Annotated in this window: 25 protein-coding genes; 18 read left to right on the top strand and 7 right to left on the bottom strand. The window is 34.4% G+C overall.

Going from position 1 to position 25,136, the window contains the following annotated elements; translation table 11 throughout:
- Nucleotides 1-65 precede the first annotated feature (65 nt).
- From ABEG63_RS11805 to ABEG63_RS11795, 3 genes are all read right to left on the bottom strand, one after another.
- The gene (locus tag ABEG63_RS11805; protein WP_346584987.1) at nucleotides 66-560 is read right to left on the bottom strand and encodes a hypothetical protein; all 495 of its coding nucleotides are present in this window, start codon (nucleotides 558-560) and stop codon (nucleotides 66-68) included.
- Nucleotides 561-668: 108 nt separating this feature from the next.
- On the bottom strand, nucleotides 669-1,514 hold the full coding sequence (locus ABEG63_RS11800) for a universal stress protein (protein ID WP_346584985.1): 846 nt from the start codon (nucleotides 1,512-1,514) through the stop codon (nucleotides 669-671).
- A gap of 12 nt (nucleotides 1,515-1,526) precedes the next feature.
- A complete protein-coding gene (locus tag ABEG63_RS11795) occupies nucleotides 1,527-1,985 on the bottom strand; it encodes a MarR family transcriptional regulator (RefSeq protein ID WP_267402485.1) in 459 nt (152 codons plus the stop codon).
- Nucleotides 1,986-2,248: 263 nt separating this feature from the next.
- Between ABEG63_RS11795 and ABEG63_RS11790 the strand changes: the two genes are divergently transcribed.
- Complete coding sequence (locus ABEG63_RS11790) at nucleotides 2,249-2,989, top strand: hypothetical protein (RefSeq protein ID WP_346584983.1); 741 nt, start codon at nucleotides 2,249-2,251, stop codon at nucleotides 2,987-2,989.
- A gap of 197 nt (nucleotides 2,990-3,186) precedes the next feature.
- Nucleotides 3,187-3,765, top strand: coding sequence for a Crp/Fnr family transcriptional regulator (locus tag ABEG63_RS11785; RefSeq protein WP_346584982.1), 579 nt, complete (start codon nucleotides 3,187-3,189; stop codon nucleotides 3,763-3,765).
- Nucleotides 3,766-3,903: 138 nt separating this feature from the next.
- Here the strand turns inward: ABEG63_RS11785 and ABEG63_RS11780 are convergent, their stop codons facing one another.
- Nucleotides 3,904-4,809, bottom strand: a complete 906-nt coding sequence (locus ABEG63_RS11780; protein WP_346584980.1) for a helix-turn-helix transcriptional regulator — start codon at nucleotides 4,807-4,809, stop codon at nucleotides 3,904-3,906.
- Between the two features lie 129 nt (nucleotides 4,810-4,938).
- Nucleotides 4,939-5,382, bottom strand: coding sequence for a nuclear transport factor 2 family protein (locus ABEG63_RS11775; RefSeq protein WP_346584979.1), 444 nt, complete (start codon nucleotides 5,380-5,382; stop codon nucleotides 4,939-4,941).
- 294 nt (nucleotides 5,383-5,676) lie between these two features.
- On the opposite strand from ABEG63_RS11775, the gene ABEG63_RS11770 reads away from it, so the two are divergent.
- From ABEG63_RS11770 to ABEG63_RS11740, 7 genes are all read left to right on the top strand, one after another.
- The gene (locus ABEG63_RS11770; RefSeq protein WP_346584977.1) at nucleotides 5,677-6,684 is read left to right on the top strand and encodes a VOC family protein; all 1,008 of its coding nucleotides are present in this window, start codon (nucleotides 5,677-5,679) and stop codon (nucleotides 6,682-6,684) included.
- A gap of 258 nt (nucleotides 6,685-6,942) precedes the next feature.
- The gene (locus ABEG63_RS11765) at nucleotides 6,943-7,386 is read left to right on the top strand and encodes a nuclear transport factor 2 family protein (RefSeq protein WP_346584975.1); all 444 of its coding nucleotides are present in this window, start codon (nucleotides 6,943-6,945) and stop codon (nucleotides 7,384-7,386) included.
- Nucleotides 7,387-7,445: 59 nt separating this feature from the next.
- A complete protein-coding gene (locus ABEG63_RS11760; RefSeq protein WP_346584974.1) occupies nucleotides 7,446-8,078 on the top strand; it encodes an NAD(P)H-dependent oxidoreductase in 633 nt (210 codons plus the stop codon).
- A 23-nt stretch (nucleotides 8,079-8,101) separates the two neighbouring features.
- Nucleotides 8,102-8,479, top strand: a complete 378-nt coding sequence (locus ABEG63_RS11755; protein WP_346584972.1) for an antibiotic biosynthesis monooxygenase family protein — start codon at nucleotides 8,102-8,104, stop codon at nucleotides 8,477-8,479.
- A gap of 34 nt (nucleotides 8,480-8,513) precedes the next feature.
- Entirely contained in the window at nucleotides 8,514-9,479 is a 966-nt protein-coding gene (locus ABEG63_RS11750; protein ID WP_346584970.1) for a heme-binding domain-containing protein, read from the top strand.
- Complete coding sequence (locus ABEG63_RS11745; RefSeq protein WP_346584968.1) at nucleotides 9,479-9,946, top strand: hypothetical protein; 468 nt, start codon at nucleotides 9,479-9,481, stop codon at nucleotides 9,944-9,946. The genes ABEG63_RS11750 and ABEG63_RS11745 overlap by 1 nt, the downstream gene beginning before the upstream one ends.
- 105 nt (nucleotides 9,947-10,051) lie before the next feature.
- Complete coding sequence (locus ABEG63_RS11740; protein WP_346584966.1) at nucleotides 10,052-10,459, top strand: 5-fold beta-flower protein; 408 nt, start codon at nucleotides 10,052-10,054, stop codon at nucleotides 10,457-10,459.
- Nucleotides 10,460-10,539: 80 nt separating this feature from the next.
- On the opposite strand, the gene ABEG63_RS11735 is transcribed toward ABEG63_RS11740, so the two are convergent.
- The gene (locus ABEG63_RS11735) at nucleotides 10,540-12,939 is read right to left on the bottom strand and encodes a hypothetical protein (RefSeq protein ID WP_346584965.1); all 2,400 of its coding nucleotides are present in this window, start codon (nucleotides 12,937-12,939) and stop codon (nucleotides 10,540-10,542) included.
- A 260-nt stretch (nucleotides 12,940-13,199) separates the two neighbouring features.
- Here ABEG63_RS11735 and egtD point away from each other — a divergent pair, with 260 nt between their 5' ends.
- The 9 genes from egtD to ABEG63_RS11690 all read left to right on the top strand — a co-directional run bounded on the left by egtD (nucleotide 13,200) and on the right by ABEG63_RS11690 (nucleotide 23,668).
- On the top strand, nucleotides 13,200-14,177 hold the full coding sequence (gene egtD / locus ABEG63_RS11730; protein ID WP_346584963.1) for an L-histidine N(alpha)-methyltransferase: 978 nt from the start codon (nucleotides 13,200-13,202) through the stop codon (nucleotides 14,175-14,177).
- Nucleotides 14,178-14,192: 15 nt separating this feature from the next.
- Entirely contained in the window at nucleotides 14,193-15,383 is a 1,191-nt protein-coding gene (gene egtB / locus ABEG63_RS11725) for an ergothioneine biosynthesis protein EgtB (protein ID WP_346584961.1), read from the top strand.
- Nucleotides 15,384-15,392: 9 nt separating this feature from the next.
- Entirely contained in the window at nucleotides 15,393-16,313 is a 921-nt protein-coding gene (locus ABEG63_RS11720) for an ABC transporter ATP-binding protein (protein ID WP_346584959.1), read from the top strand.
- Entirely contained in the window at nucleotides 16,310-17,875 is a 1,566-nt protein-coding gene (locus ABEG63_RS11715; RefSeq protein WP_346584957.1) for an ABC transporter permease/substrate-binding protein, read from the top strand. The genes ABEG63_RS11720 and ABEG63_RS11715 overlap by 4 nt, the downstream gene beginning before the upstream one ends.
- A 279-nt stretch (nucleotides 17,876-18,154) precedes the next feature.
- Nucleotides 18,155-20,650: a PIG-L family deacetylase gene (locus ABEG63_RS11710; RefSeq protein WP_346584955.1), complete on the top strand. Its 2,496-nt coding sequence runs from the start codon at nucleotides 18,155-18,157 to the stop codon at nucleotides 20,648-20,650.
- Nucleotides 20,651-20,750: 100 nt separating this feature from the next.
- The gene (locus ABEG63_RS11705) at nucleotides 20,751-22,442 is read left to right on the top strand and encodes a sodium:solute symporter (RefSeq protein ID WP_346584954.1); all 1,692 of its coding nucleotides are present in this window, start codon (nucleotides 20,751-20,753) and stop codon (nucleotides 22,440-22,442) included.
- A gap of 36 nt (nucleotides 22,443-22,478) precedes the next feature.
- Nucleotides 22,479-22,997, top strand: coding sequence for a DUF2911 domain-containing protein (locus ABEG63_RS11700; RefSeq protein WP_267402507.1), 519 nt, complete (start codon nucleotides 22,479-22,481; stop codon nucleotides 22,995-22,997).
- Nucleotides 22,998-23,347: 350 nt separating this feature from the next.
- Nucleotides 23,348-23,497, top strand: a complete 150-nt coding sequence (locus ABEG63_RS11695; protein ID WP_312393049.1) for a hypothetical protein — start codon at nucleotides 23,348-23,350, stop codon at nucleotides 23,495-23,497.
- A gap of 3 nt (nucleotides 23,498-23,500) precedes the next feature.
- Complete coding sequence (locus ABEG63_RS11690) at nucleotides 23,501-23,668, top strand: helix-turn-helix domain-containing protein (RefSeq protein ID WP_346585134.1); 168 nt, start codon at nucleotides 23,501-23,503, stop codon at nucleotides 23,666-23,668.
- A 219-nt stretch (nucleotides 23,669-23,887) separates the two neighbouring features.
- On the opposite strand, the gene ABEG63_RS11685 is transcribed toward ABEG63_RS11690, so the two are convergent.
- On the bottom strand, nucleotides 23,888-24,868 hold the full coding sequence (locus ABEG63_RS11685) for an alpha/beta hydrolase (RefSeq protein WP_346585133.1): 981 nt from the start codon (nucleotides 24,866-24,868) through the stop codon (nucleotides 23,888-23,890).
- Nucleotides 24,869-25,136: the final 268 nt, after the last annotated feature.

Below are 25,136 nucleotides of genomic sequence, written 5' to 3'. Positions count from 1 at the left end.
ATACGAAATATGTAATCCTCTTATTTTGACTTGCCAGTTTTTAGCAAGTCAAAATTTTTTTAAGCTTAAAAGTTCTTTATTCCGATCATTTTTAAAGCAGCAGTGCTTAAATAAACATCCTGATCTACCAAAGATTCAACATTTGTAAAGGTTGAACAAAGTCCGTCTTTTTTATTGAAAGACAACTCGATAGACTGATTATATTTAGCAACAATTCTCACGACAGAATAGCCGTTGTATGCGACTTCAAAACCTTCAAACAAACATTTTTTCGTTGCTTTTTTGTATACATTATATTCTTCGAAAGCATTGTTTTCATCTTCACTTTCGATGGTATTATGTTTGATTGATTTCCAGCTCGAATAATTTTTAGGTTCTTTCAAAGGTTCTCCACTCTGATCCACAGGCACAAACATTCCTAACTGAAGATCTTTTTTCAGAAACTGTGCGTAATTGATCATTAATTTCAGGGTCTGCAAATCGGCATATCCTTCGTTAGAATAATAATCAATCACAAAAGTGGTCATAGGGATAAGCTTATAGAAAGCGTTATTCGGCATATTTCTCGTTCTTTTTTTAAAACGCAAATATACAGGTTTGTGATTTTGGAATATATCTAAATTAGGGGTTTGCCTTTCAACAAAATTTTAAAAGAGTCTAAAAACCGATTACTTTAAAATCATTACAGGTTTATTAATATTTTGATAAATAGCTTCTGTTACACTTCTATTCATTAAATAATACAGGAAACTATGTTTTCCGGGCAGTGCAGTAATTATATCGACAGGATGCTCGGCAACAAACGATGAAATTCCTTTAATCGTATTAGGATCTTGCGAATAATAAATACGTGTAGAAATATCTGCAAAATTGTTGAAAATATATTTTTCGAGTTCCTGTTGCTTTTCCTGATCTAGATTTTCGTCTTTTTGGTAAATATGAAGCAGGCTAAGTTTTAAATGATTGGTCTGAAGTCTTTCTTTAAATTTTGAAATTCTTTCCAGCTTTCCGATTTGCGTAATATCGCACGGAGCCAAAACGTTTTCAACCTTCGTATAACTGTGATTATTAGGAACAATTAATGTTCGAATCGGGCTCGTTCTGGCAATTTCCACGATGTTTTCTGAAACCAAACTATCGTCATTTTCATCATGTAAATCGGCTCCCAAAACAATCAGTTCAACAGACGGATTTTCCTTTATCGATTCGTTGATGGTTCGCAGAATAGATGATCTGCTTAAAACAGTCGAAACGGTAACATTGGGCGCAATTTCTTTCACAACCCAACTTAAATTTCGTAATAAAGTTTCCGTATCTACTCGTACATTGTTAACATGATCTTCTGCAACCACAGAATACGGATCTGCGATATGAAGATAATCAAACATCGATTCATTAGAAACCATCAGCAAAATAATATGTTCATAAGCATATTGTTTTGCCCAGTTTGCGGCAAATTTTACAGCATTTTGGGTGGTTGCGCTTGCGTCTACGGGAATTAATATTGTTCTCATTTCAGTTGATTTTTATAGTTGATCGAGATTATTTGTCATTTTTTTGATGAGATCAAAAGCTTGTTTTACTTCACTTTTTTTCGCATCACCGGCGGCTTTTTTATATAATTCTAAAACCCACGGAAATACATTTTCCATGATCTTATTTCCCTTTTCGGTAAGATAAATCTTTTTATTTCTGCGGTCATTGGTATCTTCAATTCTTAAAACCAAATCGCGTTTTACCAAATTACTGATAAGATAGGTCACACTCGATTTATCTTTACTGATCTGGTTGGCGATCTCCTGCTGATTGATGCCGTCATTTCCTCGCCAGATCAAGCCCAATATCTCCAGCATTTCGTAAGAAAAACTAGGATCATGTTCATTGATTTTTTCCTGTATTTTCTGCCGAAATTTAGTTTTCATTTCGGTCATGGCAAAACCAAGACTCAGAGCCAGCTCGTTGATATTGTCTTTTTCGTTTACCATTTTCTATGATCTAGATTATATCTTTCTTCTATCAAATATAATAAAATTAGTTTGAATTAAAACTAATAAGAAGAAATATGATGAATAATAATGTATTCAATTAAAATAAATTCCTTAAAATATGTTTTATTGTTTATTTTATTTATTAAATTTAATTTAATGATTAATATTTTGATGCCACAATAAGCTAAATATTAATTTTATTTAAACCTAAAGGCATGTTTTTTGGATCATATTTCATGAAAACTATAAAAAATTTACTCATGAAAGCAACGATTTTTACAATTATCCTTGCGGTTATTCCGTACAGTATTTTCGGCCAAGTCGGAATAAACACTGCTAATCCAGCAGCGACTCTCGACGTAAATGGCACGCTGAAAATCAGACAAACTCCTACGGCGACGGCTTTGCCAGGCTATCAAATTTTAGCATCCAACCAAAATCCGGGAGGCGATTTTCTTGTTTCTCAGATTCCTCCGCAAACTATTATTGATGCTGCTGTAACTGCGGTGAATACATCGGGTACGACTAATACTTCAATGTATGCTGCCAAAAAAACAGCCGGAATTAGCTTATTAAGTTTAGGATTGTTCCCGACAGGGTTTAGAGCGGTTAATTTCCTTAATTCAGAAAGAACGGTAGGCAGCGCAGCTTTATTTTCAGACACCGATAATACGTATACCATACCGTCTAACGGCACATATGCTTTAGGGTTTACTTTCAGATATGGTACAGGTTTACAGGCAGAAATTCTCGCCAATACACCGGGAATAGGAATAACGCGAACCCGATCGGGAATAGCTACTTTAATAGATTCCAGAGCATTCAGCGGAGCGAATTTGGTTCTTTTGAATTTAACAATTTCGGAAACGAGTATTAATTCAGTGTACACATTTCAGGCGGGCGACAAAATTTCCTTTGGGCTTACAGGTTCTAATGCGCTGTCTGTGGGTTTATTAGGGTCTAGTATCGCTTCTTTCTATATCTATAAGGTTTCAAATTAAGGCAAAAAATTATATCAACTTATTTTAGCATATTGAAAATTAAGCCTCCAATACGGAGGTTTTTGTTATATAATTAAGATTTACTTAAAATTAATTTCTCTTTCTGATTATATTTTGAATTTATTCAAACGTAAAATCTTCCAAAATAATCTTTGTTAGAGTGATTATCATTAAATTTGTTCTGAAACTGAAAATCAATGTTTGAAATTTTCCTAAAATACCTTACCGACAAAATAGAACTTTCTAATGAGGAGATACAATTAATAGAATCTGTTTGCAAACTGAAAAAACTCCGTAAAAAACAATTCCTTTCCCAGGAAGGCGAAGTTTGGCATTACAACGCTTTTATTTGCAGAGGTTTGGTGAAAACTTTTTCCATCGCTGAAAACGGAACAGAACACATCATCAACTTTGCTCCCGAAAATTATTGGACAGGCGACCGTGAAAGTTTAATCAATGGAACTCCGTCTCGTTTGAATATCGACGCTATCGAACCTACAGAATTGATTTTAATTGAAAAAGCAGATTTTGAGAAGCTTTGCGAAGAAATCCCTCAACTGAACCAAATGGTCAATCAGATTATTCAGAAGAGTTTTATTGTTTCTCAAGGGAGAATTTTGGCCAATATCAGTTTTACGGCAGAAGAAAAATATCAGAATTTCCTTGAAAAGTATCCTCATATTGTCAACCGTATTCCGCAACATATGATTGCATCTTATATCGGAATTACTCCCGAAACCCTTACCAGACTGCGTAGAAATATGGTTAAGAAATAAAACCCCTCAACATTTGTCTGTTTTATTGTGAAACTATTGTCAATGGAAAAGGATTTGCTGTTGTCACATCGTTGCCTTTAAAATAACATGTAAAAAAATATTTGTTTTTGAAGACGGACTTAATTATGATGTTTTCAATCACTCTTTTGTTCCCCTAAACTGACTTGGTGAAATCTGCAATCGCTTTTTAAAAAATGTACTAAAATGAGATGGTCCTTCAAAACCTAGACTATATGCAATGTCAGAAATCGCCCACGAACTGTGTTTAAGCATAATCTTAGCCTCACGAAGTATCCGGTCTGAAATAAGGTCTGAAGTGGTTTTTTGAGTAACTTCCTTCACCGACTTATTAAGATGATTGACATGTAAAGCCATTTGCGCAGCAAATTCGGATGCAGTTCGTAAACGTAATCCGTTGAGGGTGTTGCGAATTGGAAATTGATTTTCCAGAAGCTCTAAAAAAAGTGTTGTAATCCTGTTTGCGGCTGTATTTTTTTCTACCATTAAATGGGGAGATGGTCGCATTTTTAAAGCCGAATGAATCAATTGTAAAACATTGTTCCGGATAACATCATCCTTAAATTCGAAATTTGAATTCTTTTCACTCATAATCTCAGTGAAAATTTTTGTCAGGGTGTTTTTTTCTGACACTTCCAATTCAAAAACGGGATATCCATCTGGCTGAAAAACAGGATACTTTTTTAAATGTCCAAATTCATTGAAAAACGATTCGGTAAAAATGCAGCTGAATCCCTCCTGCTTTGTCTCTAAAGGCTCCCAGCTGTAAGGGATGAGAGGATTTGCAAATAAAAGTCCGTTTTGAAGAATTTCGAAACTCTTATCAGCATAGTGAATTTTACTCTTTCCGGTAACCAAACATATTTTAAAATAATCTTTCCGTCCGTATGTGATTGTATTGGCGTATTCCGGAGAAAGCGCTTCAATTTTAAAAACATTAAAATGTCCCTCTTCTCTGCTTAAGTCAGGGGTTTTAATGAAATTATACTTCGCATAATATTCTTCTAATGTTTCTGGTTTTGTCATTTTTAAAAGCATCAACCTTTTCAGTAAATATTTTACAGTAACAAAACTAATAATTTTTACCACACAGATATTTTAAAGAAAAAAGATAAATAGTCCGAAATAGCATTCGGACTATTTACTGCTATTAATTTAATCTTGTACAAATTCACTCAAAGGAGCATCGATGGCTTCCAGGGCAACCATAGGATTCCAGAAATCTACATACTTTAAAATATTGCCTTCTGTATCGGTGGTTACCACAGAAATATATTTCTGATTATAAGGCTTACCTGTAGATATTGCATTTCCCTCACTTGTAAATTCTGCAATTACCAGCGTAGGATCTTCTGTAGCGTGGAAGTGAAGATTTTGAAACTCTACTTTAAAATGTTTAGGAAAATTTTTCATATACTCAAATAATTCTTGTTTTCCTTTTACTTTTTTAGGAAAATCTTTCGGACCATAGGGAAATTCCAGTTCACCATTATTATCAAACAGCTCTACCCATTTTTCGATTTGGCCGGTAGATAAAAATTCAAGATGATTTTTAAATGCATTTTGTGCTGCAACTTTAATTTGTTCTTTAGTTTTCATTTTAAAATAATTTTAAGATTAAATAATGTTAACCTGACTCTCAGGTAAATTTTCTATGACAAAATTAGTTTGCAGTGGTAAACGGATGTTTTAAAAAATCAAAGCATTCCTTTAAAAAATCAATCATTATTGGCTTTTTCCAATTCGTAATGTATCGAATAGTGAAACCTCAGCTGTTCAAGCTTTTCATTTCATTGACATTTGTTTGCTTTTTTTTCAAGCTTTTGTCAATGGAAGAAGGCTACTGAATGTTGGAAATTTGCTTCATACAATAACAACAAAAAAATGATCACAATGAATAATTTAAAAAAACAAATCAAAGCCAACGCAACAGCAGTAGCAAGTGCACTTTTATTATCAACAGCTGTTTCAAACACTTCAGCGCAGGAAAAAACAGGGATTCTTGGAATCGACCACGTGGGAATCAACGTTCCTAATATGAAACAGGCAGTTAATTTCTTCACAGACGTTTTGGGATTTTCAGCAGTTACAACTTTAGGTCCGATTCCTTTGGATGATGCTTGGAAAAAGAACAATCATATGAATGCGAAAACCGGTCCCGTAACCATCAAAATGGTAAAAGCAGGAACAGGAGCCAACATCGAATTGTTCGAATATCAAGACAACAAAGGCAATTCTCAACAACCCGGAGGAGACGACATCGGAGCAAGTCATATTGCTTTTTATACGAATGACATCAGCAAAAGTGTCGCTTATCTTAAAAGCAAAGGCGTGCAATTTTTGGGAGAACCATTTTTAATGCCTTCAGGAGATACAGAAGGTGAAACTTGGGTTTATTTTGTAACACCTTGGGGTTCTAAAATGGAATTGGTTTCTTACCCGAACGGAAAAGGCTATGAGAAAAAAAGTCCGGCAACAATTTTATGGTCACCGAAAGATGCTGTAAAAAATGAAAAGGAAAAATCAGATGCTAAACCACTTTCTGAAGTAGAAATTAAATCTTTAGTAGAAGGACATTTAGCAATTTGGAACGAGAGAGACCTTAAAAAACGTGAAGCTTTAATGTCAAAAATCTATGCAGATGATATTGAAATGGTGGACAGTCATTTTATTGCAATCGGTCATAAAGAAATCAATGGTTTTGTGGATGGATTGCAACAGAAAAGTCCGAATTCTAAATTTTCTCACATCAAAGCCATAGACGTCAATCACAACATTGCAAGACTGTACTGGCAAAACGGAACTCCTGAAAAACCTGATGCTGTAACAGGAATGGATTTATTCGTTTTTGAAAATGGAAAAGCTGTGAAACTGTACGTTTTTGTAGATAACAAAAATTAAAATCTCTCATTTCCTAATAAACTCAATATTTATTTTTTGACGCAAAGATTTTATTTAAAGTTTTAATTATTTAAGTGAGCAAAGAAAAATCAACAAGTTGATTGATGAAGCTTTGTTTTCAAGTTTCGCGAAGCAAATTTTATTTGCCTTTGCCCTCTAAAAATAATGGATAAAGTTGAATTAAAACTTTGCGTTTAAAAAAATAGAACAATAAAAATTTCAATCAAACTCAATCTTTAACATTTAAAATAAAACAATATGAAAGCATCAGTAATCAATCAAAATTCAGCCAACGAAACATTAATCCGCGAATTGTACAGAATCGCTGAAGTTCAGGATTCAAAAGGATTTGCAGAACTTTTTGCAGAAGACGGATATTTCTGGGATGTATCTTCCGGAACCAAATATTACGGTGAAGATATTGGGAAACCTGTGGATATTTTTGCTACCGCATGTCCGGATATGCACAGAGAATTATACGAATTGTATGTCTTGGAAGATGAAAATATAGTCATCGTAGAATTGTCATTGAACGGAACTCATAACGGTCCTCTTCAATTAGCATCTGGAACTTTGGAACCAACTGGAAAAACCATCGAAGTGCCTTGTTGTGATGTCTTCAAAATTGAAAACGGAAAAGTAAAATCATTCCACTGTTATAATGCGGGAACGATACTTTTAGGACAATTAGGCGTTTTTTAAATAAACCAATCAAGGTAAGTGTGAATCATCATTTGCCTTGATTTAAAACATAAAATCAAATGAAAAATATATTAGAACTACTGAACTGGAGATACGCCACAAAAAAAATGACGGGCGAAAAAATCTCCTCAGAAAAAATCAACATCATCTTGGAAGCTGCTCATTTGGCGCCTTCAGGAATTGGACTACAACCTTACGAAATCATCGTCATCAGTGATCCCGAAATCAAAAAGAAAATCTTACCGATAGCAATGAATCAGCCTCAAGTAGTAGAATCATCGCATCTTTTGGTTTTCGCGGTTTGGGATGAATATTCTAAAGAAAGAATTGATAATGTATTCGATTATCTGGCAGAAAAACGCAATGTAGATTCTGCTCATTATGATAAGCAAAGAGCATTTTCAAAACAGTTTTTCGGAAATATGAGCATCGAGGAAAACTATCATCACGCAGCAAAACAGGCAAATATTGCTTTAGGTTTAGCGATTGTTGAAGCCGCTTCGGAAGGAATAGATTCTACACCGATGGAAGGCTTTAACCCAATTGCACTTGATGAGTTTTTGAAACTTTCATCTAAAGGTTTACGAAGTTCAATGTTGTTGGCTTTAGGCTACAGAGATACTGAAAACGACTGGAATCTTAATCAGGAAAAAGTACGCAAACCATTTGATGAGTTTGTGACTTTTCTTTAATCTTTAATTTTAAATAAAATAGTATGAATCATTTAGAAAAAATTGGAACATCCAATAACCACGATAAAACACAAACGACAGAAATTACGGTAAGCGCTTATTACAAAGTGCATCCCGAAGACAGACAAATTTTCATTGACGCCGTTATTCCCGAAATGATTGCTGCAAACGAACTTGAAGGCTGTATTTATTATGCTTTCTCGCAGGATTTGACAGATGAAAATACATTTCATCTTTTGGAAGGCTGGAAAGATAAAGAAGCGTATGAGCGCCACGAAAACTCAGAAACATTTTTAAAAGCTTTGAGTACCGTTGTGAAAAATGTTAGAATTATTGACCGAGAAGGTGTTCGTTATGACGTTTCAAAAATTCATATCGACGACCCACGTGGAAAGGTATGATTGTAGATTTATAATTAATTCTTAAATTAATCTAATGAAAAACATCAATAAACTCATTTGGATTTTACTTGCTTGTTTTCTGCTCATTCAATTTTTCAGACCTGAAAATATTAATGACGGAAAACCTACGCAAGACCTTGTGAATGTTCCCAAAGATGTCAATACAATTCTTAGAAATTCGTGTTTTGATTGTCATTCTTCGGAAGCCAATTTACGTTGGTATGATAAAATAACGCCTGCGAATTTTTTGGTCAATTCTCACATCAAAGAAGGTCGTGAAGCATTTGATTTTTCGAAATGGAATTCGTGGCCAAAACCTCAGCAGAATTCTACGATTTATTACGCGATTAATAAAGTTTTATCGGGTGAAATGCCGATTCCGAGCTATGCTTCGGTACATTCTTCTGCAAAATTAAATGAGCATCAAATTGAAATTCTTAAAAATTATGCTTTGTCACTTTCTCCAAGAAAAGTTTCAGACAGTTCGCAAATCAATTCGGCGGAAAAGCAATACAATTCGTGGGTTAATGGTGAACTGAAGCATCAAACTGTAAAACCTTCACCAAACGGTTTGCAATATATTCCTGATTACCGAAACTGGAAAGCGATCAGCACAACAGACCGTTTTGATAACGGAACGATGCGCATTATTTTCGGAAATGATATTGCGATAAAAGCGATTCAGGAGAAACATACGAATCCGTGGCCGGATGGAACTTCTTTTGCAAAAACCGCTTGGAAACAAAGAGTCAATAACGATGGAAGTATTGCAACCGGAGAATTTATTCAGGTGGAATTGATGGTAAAAGATGCAAAAAAATATGAGAAAACCAAAGGTTGGGCTTGGGGAAGATGGAAAGGAAATAACCTGAAACCTTACGGAGAAACGCCTGATTTTGATAAAGAATGTATAGAATGTCACAAACCGATGGAAAATCGGGATTATGTGTTTACTTCGCCTCTGTATTTGATTTCTCAACTTAAAAAAATTCAGAAATAATGAAAAATATGATTCTATTCTTCGCACTGGCAATCATCATTTCCTGCGAACAAAAATCAAAAGAGTTTCTTAATATCGAAGCATCTGTTCAACAAAATGATGAATTAAAGGAAAATCCTTTGTTGATGAACCCAATCACGTCATCAATTCAACCAAAAGACAGCACAATGTCAACTTTATATGGAAATGAAATTGCTTTTGATTATGCAAAACAACATTCAGATTCCAATTATCCGAAAAATGCAGTTTTATATGAAGTAACGTGGAAGCAAAAGCCCGATGAATTGTGGTTTGGCGGTAACATTCCGAAAGAAATTTATTCTGTTGAGAAAATTACATTTGATAATGCTAATTCTGTTTATGAAAGGTTTGCAGGAAATCCTTTAAAGAAAATTCAAATCAAAGAAGCTGAAGAAAAGTTGAGAAAAGATTTTATCATTCATCAGAAAATGGCAGTTTCACCATGAATATTTTATTTGTATTGCAATTTATGCACCCTAAATTAAGTCTAAAAACATGCATTCATTTCATAACTCAAAATAATTTTTAAATTTGAAAAAAATATCAACCGTATGAAAAAACTTTTAATTCTATCAGTCGTTTTAGTTAGTATTTCGCTTACTAAAGCCCAAACCATAGAATCCGGAAGCCGTAGTACAACTGGCTATATTAAATCAGATGGAACCATTGAAAACAGTAGCCATTCCTCGGTTGGTTATATTAAAAGTGACGGAACAATTGAAGACAAGAGTCGCAGTACGATTGGTTATATTAAAAGTGATGGAACGATTGAAAATAAAAGCCGTTCTACAGTAGGTTACGTGAAGAGTGACGGTACGGTTGAGAACAGCAGCCGCTCAACAATTGGCTATGTAAAAAGTGACGGAACGGTAGAAAATAGCAGCCGTAGTACAATCGGTTATGCCAAAGGCGTCAAAAAAGAATGGGCGGCAGTGGCTTTTTTCTTTTTTAAGTTTTAAAATGAAAAATATTTAAATAAAAATTCCGCGCTACAATAGTGCGGAATTTTTTGTATTGAATTTAAATAATAATCGTAAAATTATTTTAAAACTTGTTGATCATATAGCAAATTATCATCTTCATCAAAACTTATAATCAATACTTTATATTGTTTTGCTGTATCGTTATTGTAAAATTTAATTCTTGGCGGAACATAATCGCTGTCAAACAAATTCGGATTCCAGTATAATGTTTCTCGTGTATCGTTTTCTATTTTCTTTGGAGAATCGTCATCATTCAACATTTCAAGCGGAAATTCTGAAGGTTTATCATATCCTTTTATCGTTGTCGAATTGTTTTTAGTCGCTTCTTTTTCATTGGTTTTAGATTTCATATTCCCTCGCAAAGTATAGATTGCCACGGCATCGCCTACCAATCCGCCACCTTTGATGATTTTCACCATTGCAATGTTTGTTACGGGAAGGCTCGAAATCATTGATGGATCTGTTTGAACTTCATCTAAATATAACTTAGCCTGCGAATTACGAATATAAGGAACATTCACCCCCGAATTATCTCTTTGAAACGTTAAACCCGCCGCTCTGCCTTGTAGCCAGTCAAAAATATTATTAAATCCTTCAGCATGCTGATCTTCATTTACAAAATCAAAAACGGTAGAATTTACAGAACTAAACATTCCGGTAGACAATTGTTTGTCGAGTTCTTCTTTTGGGTCAGCTTTTTTACCGACTATTTTTACTTCTTCAATTTGCACATCAATATTTTCATCTTTTCTCATATTTTTCTGAGTATTGATAGCTCTTGAAATTGATGGTGAAATCTTCTTATTGCCGGAAGCCGTTACCAGCTTATATTTTGTAGTCGGAAATTTCCCTGTAAATGGAGTGGGAACAATTAAAGGTTCTGCGGTCACAAAAAGATTATCCGTGCTCGATTCTTTATTATCTGCGTTTACAAAGATGGAAACATTCAGCGGTTCATTGAAGTTGACATTATTCAAATAAACATATCCATTTTGATCTGTTTTGAAAGGATTAATCGTTGGCTGATTTTCACCTAATTTCAATACCAAATTTACCGTTGCATCTCTCAACAAAGCATTGCTTTTAAGAGGTTTTATTCTATAAGAAAGAAATTTTTGAGAATTGTTTTTCAGTTTAGGAATAGGTCCGTTAAGTACAGTATTCCAGTCGAATCTTCCCCAGTTTTCAGAAATAAGCAAGGCATCTAGAGCTTCGCTGTTGGCATTTTTAGAAAAATATTGCGCCGGACTATCTATTTTTGAATGAAAATCTCCCGTTAACCAAAGTCCGCTCAGTAGATTTTCTTCTTCCGGAGTATTGCTGCCATCATCATCGCTTACGACAACGGTATAATTTTTAAAATAAGATTCTGGCGAAAGGTCAATGCTGTTGAAAGATCTTGGCGTATGTTTCAAATCCTGACCAATAATTTCTGCTTTTTCAATTTTCAGATTGTCAGGTTTTATAAAACAAAGTCTTTTTGCCACCAAATTATCTTCATCATCAAAAATTGCCAGTTGAAAAATACCATTATTTCCGTTGCTTATTTTTGTCGGAATAAGGCTCGAAGCTTCATTAATTAACTGATTGATATTCGCTTTGTAAGCCAAATGGTTATTAATGGTTCCTATGATTTTATAGTTCTGAAGCTGTTGTTTTAAATTTACTCCTTTCAAACTGTATTTAATTCCATCTTTGGAACTTACAATTTCTAAACTCAATCCGCTGCTTGCTACTTCTGGTAAATCAATGGTTTGCTTTTTTCCAGTATTATCCTGAATAATTGCCTGATATTTTTTTCCTAAAGATGGAGTTATTTTAAAAGAAGCGACATTTTTATCGAAAGAAGTAAAAGTTGTGATGGTTGTGTTTGGATTTTGTGCATCTATGATTTTTCCGCTCCAGGTTTCGGGTAAAGCGGAGTTGCTGGATAATCTTACCGCAAATTTTGTAGGAATTCCGTTAATGAAATTTCCGCCTTCCGGAAAAGCTTTGGCAGACCAGTCAGAACTTTTGGTAATTTCCAGTGTTTCCGTTGAATTAGGATTATAAATCGGAATCGTTTTAACAATCTGAAAATCTTCATTGAAATTCGTCATGTAAGGAGTATAAGCTCGTACAAAATATACTTGCTCCGGAAGATTTTCTTTAAGCTTGAAATCTCCGCTTCCTTCGCCGTTGGTAAGAAGTATGGTTTTCCAATCGATCAGTTTTTTATCAGCGTCGTATAATTCTACAAATAACGTGGTAGAAAGTGCTGAACGGTTATAACCATCAAACACAAAACTTTTAAACCAAATTTGGTCGCCGGCTACATATTGCTTTTTATCGGTAAGGAGATACACTTTTTCCTGTTCGTAATTATTTTCAAGATTGGTGAGTGCTTTTTCGAGTTTCGTTTGTGAAAACACAGGTTGTACCGCTGAAATAAGCAATAGAAAGAAAATATTTTTCATAGAAATCTTAACGCATTTTAAATCCAATGCTAAATTACTCAATAAAAGACTTCAATAATTGATATTTAACTTATAATTTGAAAAAAATAAATAGGTTTTGATAGAAAATTGGATTTGATTATTTAAAACGGAGTAATAAAATTTAAAATAAATCTTATCTTTAAGTGAGATGAAATTATAAAACATCATGAGGGAAGGAGAGTAATTCCTGCGGCGGCAAGATAGTTGTATTTAGATAAAAACCAAACAAAATATGAACTATGAATATAAACTTACAACAGAATATTCAGCTTAATGACTATGTTTCTGATTTCCGTGCGGATATTTTTTCCGGATTATCTAATTATCCAAAAAAATTATCTTCAAAATATTTTTATGACAAAATAGGAGATCATCTTTTTCAGCAGATTATGAACATGCCGGAATATTATCTTACACAATGTGAATTAGATATATTTAAGAATAAAACAGAACAGATCGTTAATGCTATTTCTAAGGGTATTGAATCTTTTGATTTGATAGAACTAGGAGCCGGAGATGCGATGAAATCTTCTTTTTTACTTGAAACGCTGGCTGAAAAAAGAACAAGTTTTACCTATATGCCCATAGATATTTCCGGCAATATCCTTTCTGTTTTGCAGGACAGTCTAAGTAAAAAGATTCCAACATTGGAAATCTATCCTTTAGAAGGCGAATATTTCGATATGCTTGATAAAGCGACTCGTATTTCTGAAAGAAAAAAGGTAGTATTATTTTTAGGGGGCAATATCGGAAATATGGATATGAAAGAAACAATCCATTTTTGCAGTGAATTAAAACGAAAACTGAACCCCGGAGATTTGTTTATAATAGGTTTTGATTTAAAGAAGCATCCACAGACTATTCTCAATGCTTATAACGATCCTGCCGGCATTACGGCCTCATTTAATCTTAATCTACTTACAAGAATAAACCGTGAACTGAATGCAAACTTTATGTTGGAACAGTTTCAGCACTATCAAACATATGATCCAATTTCAGGAGCATGCAAAAGTTTTTTGGTAAGTCTTTGCGATCAGACAGTTTGCATAGAAAATCACCGTTTTCATTTCAAAGAAAATGAACTGATTGACATGGAAATCTCTCAGAAATTCTCCCGGCAAGATATTAGAAGCCTTGCAGGAAATTCAGGATTTCATATTGTTACTGAAATTAATGACTCTAAAAATTGGTTTGTAGATTCTATCTGGATGATATAATTTAAAATGATTTGTATGAAAACAGTTAAGTTACCAAATGATATAAATTTCACTAAAAATTGGGCAGAAAAATACTCAGAAATAAGAAATCATTCTGTAGAAATTTGTAGGCCGCTTGAGATTGAAGATTATGTTGTACAGCCTATAATAGATGTAAGCCCACCCAAATGGCATTTGGGACATACAACGTGGTTTTTCGAAACATTTATTTTACAACCTAACTTTCCGGGATATAAAGTTTTTGATGAACAGTATAACTTTGTGTTTAATAGTTATTATGAAACCATTGGAGCTCGTGTAATCCGCACAGACAGAGGAAACCTTAGCAGACCATCTGTATCGGATATTTTTAAGTATAGAAAATACGTTGATGAAAAGATGGGAGAATTTTTTAAAAGCGGGTACCTCAACGAGTCATTAGAATCCTTAATCGAATTGGGCCTTAATCATGAACAGCAGCATCAGGAATTACTACTCACAGATATTAAATATATTTTAGGACATAACCCTTTATTTCCACCCTACAAGAAAGAAAATATTTCAAAAAAAGAAAGCAAAAAAAATCCGCAAATGATTAATTTTCCAGAAGGAATTTACGAAATTGGCTTCAATGGAGAAGGATTTTGTTTCGATAATGAACTAGGAAGACATAAAGTTTATCTCAATGAATTCGAAATTTCTGATCAACTGGTTACCAATGAAGAATATTTGCAGTTTATTGAGGCTGGAGGGTATGAAGATTTTCGATACTGGCATGCTGAGGGTTGGGAGTGGGTAAAGCAGAATAATGCAAGATCTCCATTATACTGGCATTTTATAGATGAAAAATGGCTAAATTATACTTTAAGAGGATTGGAAGAGATCGATTTAAATGAGGCAGTCTGTCATATCAATTTTTTTGAAGCATCTGCTTTTGCCGCTTGGAAGGGGAAACGTCTTCCGACAGAAGCAGAATGGGAGATTGCATCAGAACATTTCAATTGGGGAGAACGGTGGGAATGGACAAATTCTGCCTACCTGCCTTATCCCGGATTTAAAAAGCAATCCGGAGCAGTGGGTGAGTATAATGGTAAATTTATGGTCAATCAAACTATTTTGCGGGGTTCCTCAATTGCTACACCCATTGGGCACAGCAGAAATACCTACAGAAATTTTTTTCCTACTCATTTGCAGTGGCAGTTTACGGGAATAAGGCTTGCTCAATAATTTTTAATCATGATTACAGTAGAATCAGTTTCAAAAAATTTTAACGGAAAGAAAGCGGTTGATAATATTTCTTTTCAAGCAAATGATAAGGAAGTTATAGTGTTGTTGGGAACCAGCGGGTGTGGAAAAACAACGACATTGAAAATGCTTAATCGGCTTATAGAACCAGACGCCGGAGCAATTTTTATTGACGGCAAAAATATTCTTGAACAAAAACCGGAAGAAATACGCAGAGGAATAGGTTTCGTTATGCAGTATTCAGGATTGTTTCCACATTACACAATCCAGCAAAACATAGCGGTTGTTCCTGATTTATTGAAATGGGACACAAAAAGAACAAAGCGCCGAACCCAAGAACTGATCCACAAGCTGCATCTTCCCGAAGATATTCTCAACAGATTTCCTAATGAATTGAGTGGTGGGCAACAACAACGGGTCGGAATCGCGCGTGCGCTCATTGCAGATTCGCCGATTTTACTAATGGATGAGCCGTTTGGAGCTTTGGATAATATTACAAAAGCTAATATTCACTCGGAATTTAAATCTTTGGGTGAACTGAAAAATAAAACAATCATTCTGGTTACTCACGACATTCAGGAAGCATTTGAACTAGGACACAAAATTTGTTTAATGCATGAAGGTAAAATAATACAGACAGGAACTCCTAAAGAAATGCTTTACCAGCAAAAAAATGATTTTGTAAAAAAATTTTTTGCCGAAAACCGACTCTTATTAGAATATAAGGTGGCTACTTTAAAAGATATGAAAAATGATATTGATTTCAGCCGTTTATATGAAAAATTTAAATTCTCGGAGCATACAAGTCTGTGGGATGTCTTTCAGAAATTAAGCACTGATAATTTGTTTTTAGAAGATTATGAAAATCTTGTAAGGGCATTTAATGATTACCGAAAACTACAAATCATATGAGTCAGCAAAGCTTTTGGCAATTTATAACCGAGCAACACAGCAAATTATTTGAGCAGATTGTTCAACATTTGGGGCTTACTTTTATTTCACTGTTTTTTGCAATTATTGTTGGCTTGCCTATAGGAATTTTAATTGCAAGGAAAAGAAAACTCTCAAGCCCGGTTTTAGGTATTGCAGGAATTTTACAAACTATACCCAGTATTGCTTTACTAGGTTTTATGATTCCGGCTTTTGGCATTGGAGCTACCCCTGCTATTGTTGCATTGTTAATTTATGCTCTTTTACCTATTATTCGGAATACTTTTACAGGTATTACAGAAGTTAATTCAGATATTATTGAATCAGCTAAAGCGATGGGAATGAGTAGGAAACAATTGCTGTTAAAGGTAGAGCTACCTTTAGCAATGCCTTTTATTATTGCAGGTATAAGAACTGCAGCTGTTATCAACGTTGGGGTGGCAACCTTAGCTTCGTTTGTTGCAGCAGGAGGCCTGGGTGAATTTATTTTTGGAGGAATTTCATTAAATAATACGAACATGATTTTAGCAGGTGCAATTCCTGCCGCTTTGCTTGCCATACTTTTAGACCAAATGATCGCCCTTTTGCAGAAATCAGGCTATCAATTAGTAAAGAGATTGAAATATATTCTTCCAGCTTTATTAATTATAACGGCGGGAGCTTATCTTGTGAAATCAACCTCTGAAAATAAAATTAAAGCAGGTTTTACTCCTGAGTTTATGGGCAGACAAGATGGTGATTTAGGACTTAGATCGGTATATGGATTGAATGTAAATCCAGTAATTGTAAATGATGCTATTATGTACAAAGCGGTTTATGAAAAAGACCTGGATGTAATTAGTGGCTATTCTTCCGACGGTAGGATTAGAGCTTTTGATCTATATGTTTTGAATGATGACAAAAAGATTTTTCCACCTTATTTTGCTGCTCCAATTATTAAAACCAAAACGCTTAAAAAATTTCCTGAATTAGAAAAAACGTTGAATCTTTTATCCGGAAAATTTAATGATTCGATAATGACAGATTTGAATTATAAATCAGACTATCTTAACCAAACTCCGGAAAAAATTGCTAAAGATTTTTTAGTTAAAAACAATTTATATAAAGAATCTGATCAAAGAAAATCTCAAACCATAAAAATTGGCTCGAAGATTTTTGGAGAACAATATATTCTTGTCGAAATGTATAAAATGTTGATTGAAGGCTACACAAGTTATAAAGTAGAAACCAAAACAGGGTTGGGCGGAACAAAAATATGTTTCGATGCTTTAACGAATGATGCCATCGATTTCTACCCAGAATATACCGGAACAGGTCTTCTGGTTTTACTAAAACCGTCATCAAAAGTAATACATGATGTTTCCCGAAGTCCGCAACGAACATTTGATTTTGTTAATTCAGAATTTAAAAAGCAATATGGTATTGAATGGTTACAACCGTTGGGATTCAATAATTCTTACGCACTGATGATGCGGAGAAAGCAGGCAGAAGAACTAAAAATTAAAAATATTTCTGATCTTAAGAAATTTTTTAATTCAAAATAATCGTTGTTGAAGAGTATTGATCAACCGAGACAAAAAATTAATAAAATATGTATTTAAATGTTTATTTCTTCAGATATTCTGAGTAAAGAAAAATTGTTTCAAAGTCCATTAATCAAATAAAAAGTAATAGGTTATCAATTGATAATTAATTCCTCTGAAAAATTCCGGATTATTTAATGCAACAAATAAATGAACCTTTAGAGCCGTTAATTGCTTTTTCTGCTAAACTTTAAAAGAAAAACGATTTACTTATATTTGCCACGCAACAAAGCAAATCATATGTTCAAAAAAGTAAGCACTGTATTCATCCTTGGATTGTATACCGTTTTTTCGGCGCAACAAATTCGGCCCTCAAAGTCATCTGAAATTTACCGCGAACTCAAAACGCTTAAACACTTACCTAAAGTTTTATATCTTGCGGCTCATCCCGATGATGAAAATACAGGATTGCTCTCTTGGTTAATCAACGATCAAAATGTAGAAACGGGCTATTTATCTTTAACCAGAGGTGATGGTGGTCAGAATTTATTAGGCACAGAACAAGGCGCTGCGTTAGGATTAATCAGAACACATGAGCTTTTAGAAGCGAGAAAGTTAGACGGCGCACAACAATTTTTCACCCGTGCGATTGATTTCGGATTCTCTAAAAATACAACCGATACTTTTAAACAGTGGAATGCAGACAATATTACAGCAGATGTCGTTTGGGTCATCCGTCAATTCCGTCCGGATGTGATTATTTGCCGTTTTCCTCCAACTGCTGCGGCAGGTCACGGACAACATGCGGCTTCGGCTGTTGTGGCAGAAAAAGCCTTCAGGCTTGCAGGCGACAAAACTGCCTTTCCAGAGCAACTGAAATATGTGGATGTATGGCAACCAAAACGCATCATGTGGAATACTTTCCGATTTGGGAACAATAATACGACCGCTGAAAATCAATTGAAAATCACCGTTGGACAATATGATGTACAATTGGGAATGGGTTATGGTGAATTGGCGGGATTAAGCAGAAGTTTACATAAAAGTCAGGGTGCAGGAACACAGTCTGTAGCCGGAATCAAAACTGAATATTTTTCTAATGTTGCCGGAGAGCCTGCAAAATCAACGCTTTTTGATGGAATCAATAAGACATGGACAAAAGAAGGGAATTCTGACATTGACCAATCTTTAGATAAAATTATTTCCGCTTTCAATTTCAATAATCCTGATCTTAGCTTACCTGCTTTGCTAGATTTGCGAAAAAAAGTTTTGGCTCTAAAAGATTCAGATTTAAAAAAGGATAAAATTAAATCACTTGACAATATTATTTTAAGCTGTGCCGGATTTATGGGCGAAGTTGTAACTAATCAGGCTGAAGCTGTTGCTGGTGATAATTATAATTTCAGATTAAATTTAATTTCAAGAGCTGCAAATCCTGTCGTTTTAGAAAATGTAAAATGGTTAAGTCAGTCAGAAAACTTTAACAGAAAATTATCAAAAGATTCTTTAATTACCATTCAGCACGATATTCAGATTCCTGCTGATGCAGCGCTTACAGAACCTTACTGGTTGGCAAAACCAGCTGTGAACGCAGCTACTTTCTCTGTTCCGAATGATACTTTAGTCGGATTACCCGAGGCAGAATCACCACTGAATGTTTTGCTTGATTTAAAAATTGGTTCGGAGAAGTTTCAGGTTAAACTTCCTTTATCGTTCAAGAAATTAGATCCGGTGCGTGGTGATGTGGTTGAAGCTTTGCGAATCGTTCCTGCATTGGAACTGAAATTTACACAGCCACTTTATTTAGTCAAAGAAAATGAAGATTTACATTTAAGTTTAAATTTTAAGGTAAATTCAAATAAACAGTTTAATAATGGAAAAGTAAACTTGTTATATAATGGAGATCGATTAGGCGGTGGTGATTTAAAATCAATTAATGGAAAAGATTTTACCGTTGATTATATTATTCCAAAAACCCAACTTGCTTCAATAAAATCAAATCAGTTGCAATTGGATGCTAATTTTGTTGCAGATGGAATCACGTATAACAAAAAACAGGTACTAATTCAATATCCTCATTTGCCTTCCTTACAATATTTTACACCTGCCACTGTAGCTGTAATGAAAGGCGATATTCAAGCTAAGGTTAAAAAAGTCGGTTACATACAAGGAGCTGGTGATTTCATTCCTGAGTTCCTAAAAATTGCAGGTATTCAGGTAGATGTTTTAAAAGACGAAGATTTTTATGGCAATTTAGATGAATCTGGCGGAAGTCAAAATAAACTTTCACAATATGATGCGATCGTTCTTGGAGTTCGTGCCAATAATACAGAGAAAAAGCTTGGGCGCTGGATGCCTTTTTTATGGTCTTATGTAAAAGTTGGAGGTAATTTGGTGATGCAATATAACACCAATCAGGATACAACGGTTGAACAATTGGGAATGTACAATTTTACAATTGCTAATAAGCGTGTTACCGAAGAAAATGCTGAGGTTAAATTTTTAAATCCCAATCATAAATTACTGAACTATCCAAACAAAATTACTGCCGATGATTTTAAAGGTTGGGTACAGGAGCGTGGCGCCTATTTCCCAGATAAATGGGATGCAGCCTATGAACCGCTTTTTGAAATGCACGATACGGGTGAAGAGCCTTTGCAGGGATCAACTTTGTATGCAAAATACGGAAAGGGTAATTTTATTTATACTCCGTTGGCATTTTTCAGACAGTTACCTGCGGGAAATGTGGGTGCGGCACGATTATTTTTAAACTTCTTATCTGCACAAAAAAACTAATGAACAAGAAACTTAAAAATTGGAATATTTGGTATCTGCTTTTAGCATTTGCATTAGTAGCTCAGATTGTGTTTTATTACTGGTTCACTAAATTCTGGGCATGAGTACGATAGATTGGACAGTTCTTATTTTTACACTGGTTGCAGTGGTTGTTTACGGTGTATTCATCGGTCGTGGACAAAAAAGCAACGAATCTTACTTGAAAGCAGACAACAAAATGCCTTGGTACATTGTGTTGATCGGTATTATGGCGACTCAGGCAAGTGCGATTACTTTTCTTTCCGCACCAGGACAGGCTTATACAGACGGGATGCGTTTCGTGCAGTATTATTTTGGTTTGCCTTTGGCGATGATTGTTATTTGTATCACTTTTATCCCGATTTTTCAACGTTTAAATGTTTACACCGCCTATGAATATTTAGAAAACCGTTTTGATAAAAAGACAAGGGTACTGACTTCACTGCTTTTTCTTTTTTCCAGAGGTTTATCAACGGGAATCAGTATTTACGCTCCGAGTATCATCTTGTCAAGCGTTTTAAACTGGAATATTTATTTGACGAATGTTTTGACAGGTGGAATTTTGTTGATTTATACCTATGTAGGCGGTGCAAAAGCGATCGCTCATACTCAAAAATTGCAGTTTCTTATTATTCTTGGAACAATGGCTTTTGCGGGTTATCTGATAATTGAAAATATGCCAAATGGAATTGGTTTTAATGATGCGCTTTATCTGGCAGGAAAATCAGGAAAACTGAATGTAATCACCACAGAATTCGACTGGAAAGACAAATACAATATTTGGAGCGGATTAATTGGAGGTTTTTTTCTGGCGCTTTCTTATTTTGGTACAGACCAAAGCCAAGTCGGAAGATATATTACTGCGAAAGATAATACTAATGCAAAAATGGGTTTACTATTAAATGGATTGGTTAAAATTCCGATGCAGTTTGCTATTCTTTTGATTGGAGCCTTACTTTTCGCTTTCTTTTCTCTAAAACCGGCTCCGATTTATTTTAATGAAAGATCTTATCAGAATTTAAAAGAAAAACAACCAGAACAGGCTGCAGTTTTTGAAAAAGAACATCAGGATTTGCAGGCAAAATTTAATTCAGAATCTAAAGAAATTTTAAAGTTAAAAGAAACTCAATCTCCTGAACTTAAAAAAACAATTGAGGATTTTAAAAATACACAGACAAAGGTAAAAGCTCTTCACGGAAGGGTAGAGGAAGCAATCAATAAATCAAATTTTAATGCAGAGAAAACGGATACGAATTACATTTTCTTATATTTTGTAAAAAATACTTTGCCTGTCGGAATGATCGGCTTATTGTTTGCCGTCATATTTCTGGCGAGTTGGGGTTCCATTTCAGCAGCGTTAAATTCCCTTGCAGCTTGTTCATTAAAAGATGTTCATTTACTATTTAAAAAAGAAATTCTAGATGACAAAACGGAATTGAAATATAGTCGTCTACACACTTTAGCGTGGGGAATTTTCTCGATTGGTGTTGCGATGTTTGCTACTCAGATGGGTTCTCTCATTGAAGCGGTTAATGTATTGGGTTCTCTTTTCTACGGTCCGATACTGGGGATTTTTCTGGTTGCATTTTACTTTAAAAAAATCAATGGAAAGAATGTATTTATGGCTGCTATTTTATCAGAAATTGCGGTGATTGCCGTTTATCAGTTCGATATTGTTTCTTTCCTTTGGCTTAATGTGATTGGGGCGGCTGCGGTAATTATTTTTTCTGCAATCGGGTTGCTATTTTATAAGCCGAAAGCCGTAAATTCGTAAGCGAACAAAAACAAGAACAAACAAATAAAAAATAGTATGAAAACAATAATTAAATCTGCTACTATGGTTTTGGCTGCAATGACGATTTCAGTAAATGCATTTGCTCAGGAAGCTAAAAAACCTGCGAGCCCACCAGCTACTGCGACAGGAAAAATTAAAGATGCCAATATTACAATCGCCTACAGCAGCCCTTCTGTGAAAGGTCGTACCATCTGGGGCGGTTTGGAAGCGTATAATAAAGTTTGGCGTGCGGGTGCTAACGAAGCAACTACTTTTGAAACGGATAAAGACATTACCGTTCAAGGTAAAAAACTTCCTAAAGGTAAATATAGTTTTTTCTTGATCCCTAAAGAAAGCGGAACATGGACTGCGATTTTTAACAAAGAAGCAAAACAATGGGGCGCTTATAAATATCAGGAAGGGCAAGATGCTTTGCGTGTTGATGTAAAAACAAAGGCTTTACCGGCAACACAGGAAGCTTTAGTTTATAAAATAAACAGCAACGGATTCACAATGGATTGGGATAAAATCTCAGTTCCTGTAGAGATAAAATAAATATATATCTAAACATTAAAATCCCGTTAATTCGGGATTTTTTTGTTTTTTTTAAATTTATGAAAGTTGTCTCTTTAAGTAAAGTCTACACAAAGACTTTTGTTGATGATTCCATTCGTTTAAGTCAAATTAAATAAGAATTGGTTATGATTGATCTAGCCTTTAATTTCTAATGTTTTGTACTTTGATATTTAGGTATTTGGAGTAATCGAAATTGACACTATTAGTCTTTAGTTTAATATCATTGTCTGTTTTATTTTGGATACACTTATCCTTGGTAGGGATACATTTGTTTTTACAGTCGGCAGTTCCTATTCCAGAAAGTTAAAAATAATGACTTATTGAGCCAAATGGATAGCTTATTGGAAAATCATTTCAGTAGTGATCAGGAGCTACAATCAGGACTTTCCACTGTACAATTTTTAGCAAACCAATTGAATGTTTCTCCCAATTATCTTAGTGATATTTTACGGGAACTGACAGGTCAAAATGCCCAATAGCATATTCATCAAAAACTGATTGATAAAGCAAAAAAGATTTTAACAACCACCAATTTGTCTGTCAGTGAGATTTCTTATCGGCTAGGATTTGAATACCCACAATCATTCAATAAATTATTCAAAAATAAGACTGAAGTTACACCCTTGGAATTCAGAAATTCTTTTAACTAAGATATTTTGTAATGGATGAACTTGCTTTGCTGAACAAAAGTATATTCAAGGTATATTTTATATTAAGTAAACAGTCTTTTACAGTTGGTTTTTATTAAATGTCAAAACTTGTATTGGAAACCTTAAAAAATCTCTAGTTAAGCTATAAATACAATTAAGAGCTAAAAAAAACTCGAGTAATCATAAATTTACTCGAGTTTTTTATTGTGTTATTTTAGATTACTTTGTAAATAACGCTTTTCTCAAGGCAGTCGCTGCATCCAATACAGATTCTTGCACTGCAGGGATGTGAGCCAAAGGATTCAGCATTCCGTAATCGTGGATAAAACCTTTGTATTCTGTAAGAGTTGTAGGAACACCTGCGTCATCCAATTTTCTTCCGTAAGCTACACCCTCGTCATGCAAAATATCATTTTCAGCAACCTGAACTAATGCTGGTGGCAAACCTTTCAATTCTTCCAAAGAAGCTTTCAGTGGAGAAGCATATTTGTTATTTCTTTCTTTTAAATCAGGTAAATAATTATCCCACATCCATTTCATCAATGGGGTTGTTAAAAATCTTTCCTGAGCATATTTGGTATAAGAAGCTCTGCTGAAATCAGAATCTGTAACTGGCCACAAAAGAACTTGTTGTTTTAATTTTGGTCCGTTTTTATCTTTTGCCATCAATGCGACAACGGCTGCCATATTTCCGCCTACGCTGTTTCCTGCAACGGCAAGTTTGCTGCTGTCAACACCAATTTCTTTTCCGTGTTCAGAAACCCATTTTGTTGCTGCATAAGCTTGATTGATGGCAACTGGAAATCTCGCTTCTGGTGATGGCGTATAATCTGGAAAAACTGCTACTGCGCCGCTATTTACAACCAAATCACGAACTAATCTTTTGTGTGTAGGATAATCTCCTAAAACCCATCCGCCACCGTGAAAGAACATAAATACAGGAAGTCCCGCTTTTGCGCCTTTGGGTTTTACGATGTGGATGTTTACCGTTTGTCCGTCTTGTGTGATGGTTCTTTCGGATTCTTCAATATCAGAATAATCGAAGTTTACAGATTTTTGAGCACCCACCAAAACCAATCTTGCGTCTTTTGGAGCTAAGGTTTCCAATGGTTTTCCGTCACCGCTGTTCAAAGCTTTTAAGAATTCTCTGGTTTCTCTACCGATATTTGGGTCTTGAGATGCAGGATTTGATTGTGCCATAATATTAGTATTGAAGATGGCAAATGAAGCTAATGTTACTGCTTTTAAATAGATATTTTTCATTGTAATTATTTTTGAAGATTAATATTTAAGATAATTTTAAAGTTGAAGATTAAAGTTTTTTATTCTATGTACGTTTTGTTTTTTTTGATTGTTTAATTTTGATATGGCAAATTTATAAAGGCTAGAAATCCTACACATTTAACTAGTTTAATAAGTTGAATTTATTATGTTTTTTTAAATTGTTATTTTTTGATGGGACAAAGGT

Origin of the sequence: Chryseobacterium sp. C39-AII1 (assembly GCF_039672645.1) — a bacterium.
Classification (GTDB): domain Bacteria; phylum Bacteroidota; class Bacteroidia; order Flavobacteriales; family Weeksellaceae; genus Chryseobacterium.
The sequence above is the reverse complement of the archived record's forward strand: the minus strand, read 5'-3'. Positions and strand labels throughout refer to the sequence as shown.

What these genes read in the sequence shown, in the direction of transcription:
- ABEG63_RS11715 (WP_346584957.1), top strand. Translation starts at nt 16,310, where the DNA reads ATGAGTCAGCAAAGCTTTTGGCAATTTATAACCGAGCAACACAGCAAA.
- egtB (WP_346584961.1), top strand. Translation starts at nt 14,193, where the DNA reads ATGAAAACAGTTAAGTTACCAAATGATATAAATTTCACTAAAAATTGG.
- ABEG63_RS11740 (WP_346584966.1), top strand. Translation starts at nt 10,052, where the DNA reads ATGAAAAAACTTTTAATTCTATCAGTCGTTTTAGTTAGTATTTCGCTT.
- ABEG63_RS11775 (WP_346584979.1), bottom strand. Translation starts at nt 5,382, where the DNA reads ATGAAAACTAAAGAACAAATTAAAGTTGCAGCACAAAATGCATTTAAA.
- ABEG63_RS11765 (WP_346584975.1), top strand. Translation starts at nt 6,943, where the DNA reads ATGAAAGCATCAGTAATCAATCAAAATTCAGCCAACGAAACATTAATC.
- ABEG63_RS11790 (WP_346584983.1), top strand. Translation starts at nt 2,249, where the DNA reads ATGAAAGCAACGATTTTTACAATTATCCTTGCGGTTATTCCGTACAGT.
- ABEG63_RS11780 (WP_346584980.1), bottom strand. Translation starts at nt 4,809, where the DNA reads ATGACAAAACCAGAAACATTAGAAGAATATTATGCGAAGTATAATTTC.
- ABEG63_RS11735 (WP_346584965.1), bottom strand. Translation starts at nt 12,939, where the DNA reads ATGAAAAATATTTTCTTTCTATTGCTTATTTCAGCGGTACAACCTGTG.
- ABEG63_RS11700 (WP_267402507.1), top strand. Translation starts at nt 22,479, where the DNA reads ATGAAAACAATAATTAAATCTGCTACTATGGTTTTGGCTGCAATGACG.
- ABEG63_RS11760 (WP_346584974.1), top strand. Translation starts at nt 7,446, where the DNA reads ATGAAAAATATATTAGAACTACTGAACTGGAGATACGCCACAAAAAAA.
- ABEG63_RS11705 (WP_346584954.1), top strand. Translation starts at nt 20,751, where the DNA reads ATGAGTACGATAGATTGGACAGTTCTTATTTTTACACTGGTTGCAGTG.
- ABEG63_RS11755 (WP_346584972.1), top strand. Translation starts at nt 8,102, where the DNA reads ATGAATCATTTAGAAAAAATTGGAACATCCAATAACCACGATAAAACA.
- ABEG63_RS11745 (WP_346584968.1), top strand. Translation starts at nt 9,479, where the DNA reads ATGAAAAATATGATTCTATTCTTCGCACTGGCAATCATCATTTCCTGC.
- ABEG63_RS11785 (WP_346584982.1), top strand. Translation starts at nt 3,187, where the DNA reads ATGTTTGAAATTTTCCTAAAATACCTTACCGACAAAATAGAACTTTCT.
- ABEG63_RS11805 (WP_346584987.1), bottom strand. Translation starts at nt 560, where the DNA reads ATGCCGAATAACGCTTTCTATAAGCTTATCCCTATGACCACTTTTGTG.
- ABEG63_RS11800 (WP_346584985.1), bottom strand. Translation starts at nt 1,514, where the DNA reads ATGAGAACAATATTAATTCCCGTAGACGCAAGCGCAACCACCCAAAAT.
- ABEG63_RS11695 (WP_312393049.1), top strand. Translation starts at nt 23,348, where the DNA reads ATGGATAGCTTATTGGAAAATCATTTCAGTAGTGATCAGGAGCTACAA.
- ABEG63_RS11685 (WP_346585133.1), bottom strand. Translation starts at nt 24,868, where the DNA reads ATGGCACAATCAAATCCTGCATCTCAAGACCCAAATATCGGTAGAGAA.
- ABEG63_RS11795 (WP_267402485.1), bottom strand. Translation starts at nt 1,985, where the DNA reads ATGGTAAACGAAAAAGACAATATCAACGAGCTGGCTCTGAGTCTTGGT.
- egtD (WP_346584963.1), top strand. Translation starts at nt 13,200, where the DNA reads ATGAATATAAACTTACAACAGAATATTCAGCTTAATGACTATGTTTCT.
- ABEG63_RS11710 (WP_346584955.1), top strand. Translation starts at nt 18,155, where the DNA reads ATGTTCAAAAAAGTAAGCACTGTATTCATCCTTGGATTGTATACCGTT.
- ABEG63_RS11720 (WP_346584959.1), top strand. Translation starts at nt 15,393, where the DNA reads ATGATTACAGTAGAATCAGTTTCAAAAAATTTTAACGGAAAGAAAGCG.
- ABEG63_RS11770 (WP_346584977.1), top strand. Translation starts at nt 5,677, where the DNA reads ATGAATAATTTAAAAAAACAAATCAAAGCCAACGCAACAGCAGTAGCA.
- ABEG63_RS11750 (WP_346584970.1), top strand. Translation starts at nt 8,514, where the DNA reads ATGAAAAACATCAATAAACTCATTTGGATTTTACTTGCTTGTTTTCTG.